This window comes from Mycobacterium ostraviense (genome assembly GCF_002705925.1).
GTDB classification, from domain to species: domain Bacteria; phylum Actinomycetota; class Actinomycetes; order Mycobacteriales; family Mycobacteriaceae; genus Mycobacterium; species Mycobacterium ostraviense.
The window spans coordinates 1-7,861 of record NZ_NKRE01000199.1 but is presented as its reverse complement, the minus strand read 5'-3'; the positions used below and the strand labels follow the sequence as shown (position 1 = coordinate 7,861).

Genomic DNA, 7,861 nt, shown 5'->3' with positions numbered 1-7,861 from the left:
CAGCACCCCTGGCGCCGGTGGCATCGGCGGGTTGTTCGGCGTGAACGGGACGAACGGGTTGGCGTAGCCGGCGTAGCTTCGACCAGCGCGGAGACCAGTTTGTACAAGGCGAGGCCGGGCCCGCCGGCGTGTAGCGTGCCCCGCATGACTCAGCAGTTGGACGCGGCCATCACCCAATCACCAGAGGCCCGCGTTGAGGCGTGGTTGGCCGGCTTCGAGTCTGCCCTCGCGGCGCGTGACATCGACCGCGTGATCGCCAAATTCGTCCCGGACAGCCTATGGCGCGATCTGGTGGCGTTCACGTGGAACATCAAGACGGTCGAGGGCCGCGACGGCATCGCCGACATGTTGCGCGCACGACTCGCCGACACCGACCCGTCGGGATTCCATGCCCGGGAAGCACCGACCGACGAGGGCGGCGGTGTGACATCGGCATTCATTGAGTTCGAGACCGCGGTCGGCCGGGGTGTCGGTCATCTTCGGCTCAAGGGCGATCTCGCCTGGACGCTGCTGACCGCGCTGGACGAGCTCAAGGGCCATGAGGAGCCGATGGGTCCGCGCCGCGTACGTGGCGCCGTGCACGGCCCCGATGCCGACGGCCGGTCGTGGGCGGAGAAGCGTGCGGAACAGGATGCGTCGCTTGGCTATTCGCAACAGCCCTACGTCGTGGTTGTCGGCGGCGGCCAGGGCGGCATCGCGTTGGGTGCCCGGCTTCGCCAGCTTGGGGTCCCGGCCATCGTCATCGACAAGCACGCCCGCCCGGGTGACCATTGGCGCAAGCGGTATAAGACGCTGTGCCTTCATGATCCGGTGTGGTACGACCACTTTCCGTACTTGCCGTTCCCGGCGAACTGGCCGGTGTTCTCGCCGAAGGACAAAATCGCGGACTGGCTGGAGTTCTACACCCGGGTGATGGAGATCCCGTACTGGACCTCGACCACGTGCCGGTCGGCGTCGTTTGATGCCCGGGCAAAACAGTGGGCGGTCGAGGTCGACCGCGCCGGCGAACGGCTCACGCTGCGGCCTACCCACCTGGTGCTGGCGACAGGAATGGCCGGCAAGCCAAACGTGCCAAAGCTCCCCGGCCAAAACGTTTTCCGAGGAGATCAGCATCATTCGAGCGAGCACCCCGGCCCGGACTCCTATGTGGGTAACCGCGCGGTGGTGATCGGCTCCGGCACCTCCGCGCACGACATCTGTAAAGCCCTGCATGAGAAGGGTGTTGACGTCACGATGGTGCAGCGCGCGTCCACCCTCGTCGTCACGTCGTACGCGGTGCTGGAAATCGCGCTCGGCGGCCTCTACTCTGAGCAGGCGGTGGCCGCCGGTATCACCACCGAGAAGGCTGACCTGACGGTTGCATCGCTGCCGTATCGAATCATCGCGGACTTCCAGAAACCGATCTCGGACGCAATGCGGTTGCGGGACAAGGACTTATACGAACGCCTGGAAAAGGTCGGATTCCGGCTGGACTTCGGCGACGACGATTCCGGCCAGTTCATGAAGTATCTGCGGCGCGGCGGCGGCTTCTACATCGATGTTGGCGCCTCCGACCTGATCTGCGACGGCAGCATCAAGCTATGCCACGGCGGAGTCCAGCGGCTGACCGAGGAGTCGGTGATTCTGGACGACGGCACGGAACTGCCCGCCGATCTGGTCGTCTACGCCACCGGCTTCAGGTCGATGAATAGCTTTGTGGCCGACCTCATCGGCCAAAGCGTGGCCGACAAAGTCGGCAAGGTGTGGGGCCTCGGCTCGGGCACCACGCAAGACCCGGGGCCGTGGGAAGGCGAGCTGCGCAACATGTGGAAGCCGACCCAGCAGGAGAATCTGTGGTTCCACGGCGGCAACCTGCACCAGTCACGGCACTACTCGCTCTTTCTCGGCCTCCAGCTCAAGGCCCGCCATGAAGGGATTCCCACGCCGGTGTACGGCTTACCAGAGGTGCACCACGTGAGCTAGTCAGCTTGGACACGCCCGGCCTATACGGGACCACCGCCCTGGATGCGGGCCTGGCGCGGCTGGTTTGCCCAGCTCAGACGTGGAGCCGATGACGGGAATCGAACCCGCGTATTCAGCTTGGGAAGTATTTTCGACGCCCGAACGGGTGAGCGATCGGCGCCGGTCGACGGCTTGACGGTGATAATGTTTGCGCTGATCAGCACCAGTTTCGGTACGTCGACCGGACGCCGCCGGTACGGCCCCGATACGCCCCTGGTTCGGCTGCGTCTACGGGACCGCTACGGGACCGCGCGAGGCGGGTGCCGCAGCCGGAGCGAGCCATCCGACGCGACGCGCCGGAAGGTTGTCGGTGTGTGCTGGGAGAATCCTGTGCATGGAACCGAAGGACAACGTGTGGGCTGACGGCAGCGAACGCGTCCTTGCCTACGCATTCGCGGCGGTCGAGAGCTACCTGCGCGAGAACGGCGCGAACTGGGCCCGGCGGGCGCTGTTGCTGCCGCACATGTCGGCGAGGCGCGAGAGCTACCACCAGAACTACAGCGCCAATAAGAACATCGGCAGCGGGCGCGGAAACAAGCCTGCGCCAGGCGGACCCGTGATGGTTGTGCATCCTCCGCTGAAGCTGCTGGAAAAGGGTATGCGTCTGGCTGCCGGTCAACTGCTCGGCGTGGCCACGCCGAACCCGCGTGAGGTCGTGGGGTGGGCTGCGGCGACGAAGGCTGTCGACGCGGTGACCGGCGAACGGCACCCGGGCGTGCCGCCCGAGATCGAAGAGGCACTGCAAGACCTGCACGACGCCGGGTACAACGGCTATGCGCGGCAACGCGAGCCCTTCTTTGCCGACAAGTACTTCCCGCCCGTCGACATCCTGATGGACGCGGGATATGACGTGGACTTCGTTAAGAGTTACCTCGTCGTGCTTGGGAAGTCAGCGGACAGCGTCGAGCGGATCGACAAGCTATTCGTTCCGCCGTCACAGCGGCCTCGCACTTCGCGCTGAGCGCACCCCGGCCCAGCGGGGGCCAGGCGGCGTAAAGGCGATGACGAGTGTCGGGGTCATTTGGGACGATGGCGGGATGCAACGCATGCCGCTCGGCGAGTATGAGCTGTTCAAGAAATGGTCGGGCCGACCGCGTACGTGGGCGCGAACGGTGAGGCGCGGGCGTGGTTCGGCGGACAGGTCGTTGACGGCCTGTGCGACGTGCTTGACGAGCACCTGGCCGCGACTGGCGGGCAATCAGCCGCCATCGGATGCGTGCCGTGGCTGGACAGTGAGGCCGTCATCGACCGGCTCGACCGGCTGAACTCGCTGTGCGTCGTGGTCGATAAGGGAGCCGTGAACCGGAGCGCCATGAGCCGCCTCATCGGTGAGGACGACGACGGGTGCCCACGAGGGTTCCCGAATTCAGCTGTGTCAGCGCTCGCGGGATTGATACCTGCCAATAACGGCGAGCCGGTCGTCGTCGGCCCATACACGCCGCGGGAAGTCGTGGAGCATGTCATTGAATCAGTCAGGGCTCTCGGCTGGCGGAGCGGCAGAAGCAACCCGATCATTCATGCGAAAATGTTGGTGCTTGGCAGGATTGACCTGGAGGACTTCGGTCACCCTGATTACGGATCGGACGAACACTTGCGATTCCGACCAACTGCCGTGTGGTGGGGTTCGGCCAACTGGACCGAAAAGTCGTCAAACCACCTTGAAGTCGGGTTCGTCTCACATGACGCCGAGTTGATAGACGCCGCAACGGACTTCGTCGCTGACGTGATCGCCTTTTCCGAGCCGTTCGATTCAGCCTGTGCTGGTCCCGAACCGAACATGCTCGGGTACGAGGTCGATGATGCGGCGATGTGGGAAGCATCGGAGAATCAGCGGATAGCTCATGAAGAGTGGGAAGCGCAGCAGCTTGAGGAAGACGAACCATAGTCTGTGTTGCGCCTGCTTACGCCTGAGAAGGGGCAGCCGGTCACGGGGCGTCGAAAGGTAGTAACTACGCGCGTGACCGAGCCGTCTAGGGGTGGCGTTGCACACGCCTCTACGGGCCGTAGGCGTGTTGCGACGGCACGGCGAGGGGTTACCCGACCCGCTCGCCCGCATAGCCACGCGGCGGGTCGCCCCTGCGCCATCGGGTCTCGCGCACACGCACGTGGAGGTCGTCGCTAGGGGCGACCTCCACCGGCGGACACTTCGCTCGGTACACGCCGCTCTGGCTCGGCGATGCGTTCTCCTTGCCGGGTGGCGTGAACCCTGGGCCGAAGCCGAACTCTGAGGCGTCCCGGTAGTCCTTGTTGGGGTCGCGTGAGTTGCGGTATCTGTCCGGCATCGTTCGGTCTTACGTCTGGATGGTCGGCGGAGTGTAGGCGGCGTTTTCGGTCACCTGCATGACGACTGCAGCTCCGCGATGTCGGACGCCCACGCCAAAACCTCTGGCGTAGAACGAATCCACCAGCGGGTAGGGGCCGCGCCCAGGAATATGGCGAAGCCCGTGATAAGCCGGATTGACGTGCTCACGGAAACCCACCGGGTTCATGTCCGAATCGAGCCCGCCCGTCGCGGCCACGATCACGTAGCTGGATGGCACGTAGTGGGATTCGATCAGCCAGGCGTCGCCGTAGCTGCCGAGCACCCGCAGACCATTGAAGTCGGTCGGCGGTATCGCGCCGACGAGGTGCTCAGTGGTGAAGTATGCGGGCTGCGCGGCGGACGGCACGAAGTCCCACTTGGGTGTCTTGCCGGCGGCGTACTCGACGCCCGTCCGCCAAAACGTAATGTCCTCAACCTGATCGGGGTGGGCGAGAATGACCAACTGGCCGCCTTGGGCACCGAACCGACCGTAGCCGTGGTGGATGACGTGCTTGATCATGTCCTCGATGTCAGCGGAGTCGATGTGCGTCGATCCGCTCGTGAGGTAGTGCGTGTGCGCACCGTCGAACGTCTGCCCCAGATGCGCTGGTGGCACCATCCCGTCGCCAGACCACAGGCCGTAGCACTGATGGCCCCACTCATTCGTTCGCGGCGCGGGATCGAGCAGGCGGCGCAGGATCGTGCCGCTGACGAGACGGTTGTCAGCCTCGAAGATGCGCGTCACCTGAGCGGTAACCTGCTCGGCGGTAGCCGATCTGAGCCACTTCCACGTCGCACCAAGGCGCAAGTCGTAATTTTGGAAGTTGTAGCCCAGAGGCAGGTAGTCGGCGGGCTCGCGGAGAGCGCGCGGGATGCCCTGCTCGGTCGCAATCTCGAAGCTCTCGCTCTCCACGCTCTGCGGGATGACGTCGGCCACGGCAATCGTCTGATAGCTCAGCAGTCGCACAATCGTTGAGCGGTGCTCGTTGTAAAGCTCCAGGGCGGTCTGTATTTCTTGCCAGATCAGTTGTAGATTCACGCCGTCCGCGGTTTCGTTGACGAGTACATCGCTAGCGACGCTGATGCCCTTTGTGTTTCGCATTTCGTATTCACCGCATGAACACCAATGGTTTTGACGAAGCAATACACAACAGCGGGCGGATCATGGCGGGAGCGCCCAACTCGGACAGCGGCACGTTGTTCGATCCGGTGTGGTCGCCGGCCATGTGGGAGCGCGCCAACAGCGCCATGCGCGACCTCCGCCAAGCGATGACCGAGGCGCGGGTGCGCTACGACAGCCACGACTACGACCGGCCTGGTGGGAAGTTCGACATCGACAACCCGCCCGATGACGCGGTGTTCATCTGGTCGGTTGGCAGCCGCACGGTGCTGGTGTGTTGTCGTGCTGGGGCGAGTGAGATTGACCGCCGTCTGCGCGGACCTGACTACTTCAGCGGCATGTTGCAGCTCTTTGCGGACATCGACAACTACCACCGCTACAACAGCAACGCGGACGACGAGCTACGTCGCACGATCAACCTCGCCGACAACTGCACCGCCTCGGCACCAGTATTCAGCGGTGGCACGACCCGACTGCTGCTGCTGTTACGTCGTGACCCGACGATTCTCCTGTGGCGCGTATGCCGAGCGTGCGAGACGTTGGCCCGAGAGACCGCCGAGAACAACTTCAAGTTCGGCGTCATCTCCGCTCAAGCACAACTGCCACCGGGCGCGAGGATCGACCCGCGTTCTCCCGTTCGACCGACGCCGTAGAGACCGCCGAGCAGGCCGCTCATCAAGCCGAGGACGCGATGCCGAGCGTCCGACGGGGGATCGGATGGGAGGGTCGCGGCATCCGATCTACGGGCTGAGACGGGCACGACAATAATCTCGGCGTGTTCTTCCAAATCGCGAGTCGCGAGGCGTACGAGTGGTGTTGGTGCATCCGCAGGATCGGGCTGTGGGGTTAAGGCGAGGTGCACATACGTGACAACGAGTGAAACCGGCGAGGCGTCGCCACCGATGATGTGGGAACGGGACAGTGACCCATTGAGCAGCCGGTTCAAGACCGGTAGTGGTTACCTCGCGTATGAGTTCGTCGATGAGGAGCGGCAAGAGCAGCTGCTCGCCGAACTCCGACAGATTATCGACCGTGAGTTAGCGAACGTGGAAGGAGAATGTTTCGTACGTTTGAACTTTGAAATCAGATCAAATAGCCGAAAGACACTACTGCCCAGGTAGTTTCGACGGGCGGGCGGCGGTTCGGCTACGATAGAAGTACGACGCGGCCGGGAGCCGCTGAGATAACTAGATAACCAGTCTTTTGTGACGGGCATCTACGAGTGCGGTCTGAGATATGACCCAAAAGGGTAGTAGGGGCTCCGATCTAAGCGAGGATTGCCGCAGAGCTTCGGCAGGGCGTCCTCGGAGAGACAAACCCAAGCTGTACGGAACACGTGCAGAGCGAGTTTGCTTCTCCGAAGGCGCCTTTTGGTTTCTATCGGAGAGCACGAACCCGAAGGAAACTGCAAGATGGACGACGACGAGAAGCCGATCCTGACCGAACAGGAACTATACGAGTATCTGCACTACGACCAGGGCCTGCCGGTAACACGGCGCGCCATCAAGTACGCCGTGCTACGCCGTGAGATTCAGCCGACCCGCCTTGGTGGCGGCAACTTCTACAGCAAGCGCGACGGGCTCGATTGGGTGAAGTCCCGCAAGCAACCGGGGGTTTATCGCGCGCCGGAAAGCCTTGCGGCGATGGGCGATTGATTGTCGGAAAGCCTGCTTCCCGGTGAGCCGACTAGGGCCAACCGGGCAACAGAACAATCCACCCGAGGAAAGGGACGTGCATGCCGAGGAACGTGAACGACCCGCGACCCGTAGGACGCGACGATGATTCTACCGAACGGGAACGACCCGCGAAAGCGGCTACACCACAACGAAAGTGGCGGCATAAATAGCAACAGCGCGGTTGAACTGCCGGACGTGACTGGCTTGTCGAATGCCGCTGCCGCGCAGATGTACGCCAAAGCTGGGCTTCACGTTGTTCCGATCAAGCCGGGTACGAAGCACCCCGGCAGCTACTTGGGGCGCGGATGGCCGGCCAGGGCGAGCGCCGACCTTGAGGTCGTCTCCGATTGGTGGCGGCGGTCGGATCAACCGCTCCGCGACCGCCCCGGCCTCCCCCAGAACGGCCTCGAAAACCATCGATTTCCAGTGAAAACGCCCAAAAATGTTGCAGGGCGACCACTCTTGAAACACCATGTAAAACAACGAGATTGGAGGCGGTTATATGCCCAGCGAAGACGTGTACTCGGACGATTGGTGGCTAGATCGTAACGACCAAAACCGTTGCGTAGCAATAAGACGGAATTAACGAGGGACTGCGAGAGGCGTTGCAGCTGCTCGCCTCGGGCCAGGGCGACGGCCTGGTGGTAGAACAAGATGGATCGGCTAGGAGCGCGGGTCAGTAACACGCCGGCTGGGGTGTCGGGCTGATTGGCGGGGACACGGATGATGGGGTGTGCCCGATGATTTCGATGATGGTGGGTT

Annotated in this window: 7 protein-coding genes; 6 read left to right on the top strand and 1 reads right to left on the bottom strand. The window is 63.2% G+C overall.

Going from position 1 to position 7,861, the window contains the following annotated elements; translation table 11 throughout:
* Positions 1–144 precede the first annotated feature (144 nt).
* From CDN38_RS28765 to CDN38_RS31595, 3 genes are all read left to right on the top strand, one after another.
* The gene (locus tag CDN38_RS28765) at positions 145–1,962 is read left to right on the top strand and encodes a flavin-containing monooxygenase (protein WP_075509211.1); all 1,818 of its coding nucleotides are present in this window, start codon (positions 145–147) and stop codon (positions 1,960–1,962) included.
* A 373-nt stretch (positions 1,963–2,335) separates the two neighbouring features.
* A complete protein-coding gene (locus tag CDN38_RS28760; RefSeq protein ID WP_075509210.1) occupies positions 2,336–2,962 on the top strand; it encodes a hypothetical protein in 627 nt (208 codons plus the stop codon).
* Positions 2,963–3,079: 117 nt separating this feature from the next.
* Positions 3,080–3,886: a hypothetical protein gene (locus tag CDN38_RS31595; protein WP_233026849.1), complete on the top strand. Its 807-nt coding sequence runs from the start codon at positions 3,080–3,082 to the stop codon at positions 3,884–3,886.
* A 406-nt stretch (positions 3,887–4,292) separates the two neighbouring features.
* On the opposite strand, the gene CDN38_RS28745 is transcribed toward CDN38_RS31595, so the two are convergent.
* A complete protein-coding gene (locus CDN38_RS28745; protein ID WP_233026848.1) occupies positions 4,293–5,447 on the bottom strand; it encodes a hypothetical protein in 1,155 nt (384 codons plus the stop codon).
* On the opposite strand from CDN38_RS28745, the gene CDN38_RS28740 reads away from it, so the two are divergent.
* The 3 genes from CDN38_RS28740 to CDN38_RS32780 all read left to right on the top strand — a co-directional run bounded on the left by CDN38_RS28740 (position 5,420) and on the right by CDN38_RS32780 (position 7,648).
* Positions 5,420–6,076, top strand: a complete 657-nt coding sequence (locus CDN38_RS28740) for a hypothetical protein (RefSeq protein WP_075509208.1) — start codon at positions 5,420–5,422, stop codon at positions 6,074–6,076. The two genes, CDN38_RS28745 and CDN38_RS28740, sit on opposite strands and share 28 nt — an antisense overlap.
* Before the next feature lie 759 nt (positions 6,077–6,835).
* Positions 6,836–7,078, top strand: coding sequence for a hypothetical protein (locus CDN38_RS28730; RefSeq protein WP_075509206.1), 243 nt, complete (start codon positions 6,836–6,838; stop codon positions 7,076–7,078).
* Positions 7,079–7,201: 123 nt separating this feature from the next.
* Positions 7,202–7,648: a bifunctional DNA primase/polymerase gene (locus CDN38_RS32780; protein ID WP_082276935.1), complete on the top strand. Its 447-nt coding sequence runs from the start codon at positions 7,202–7,204 to the stop codon at positions 7,646–7,648.
* Positions 7,649–7,861 lie beyond the last annotated feature (213 nt).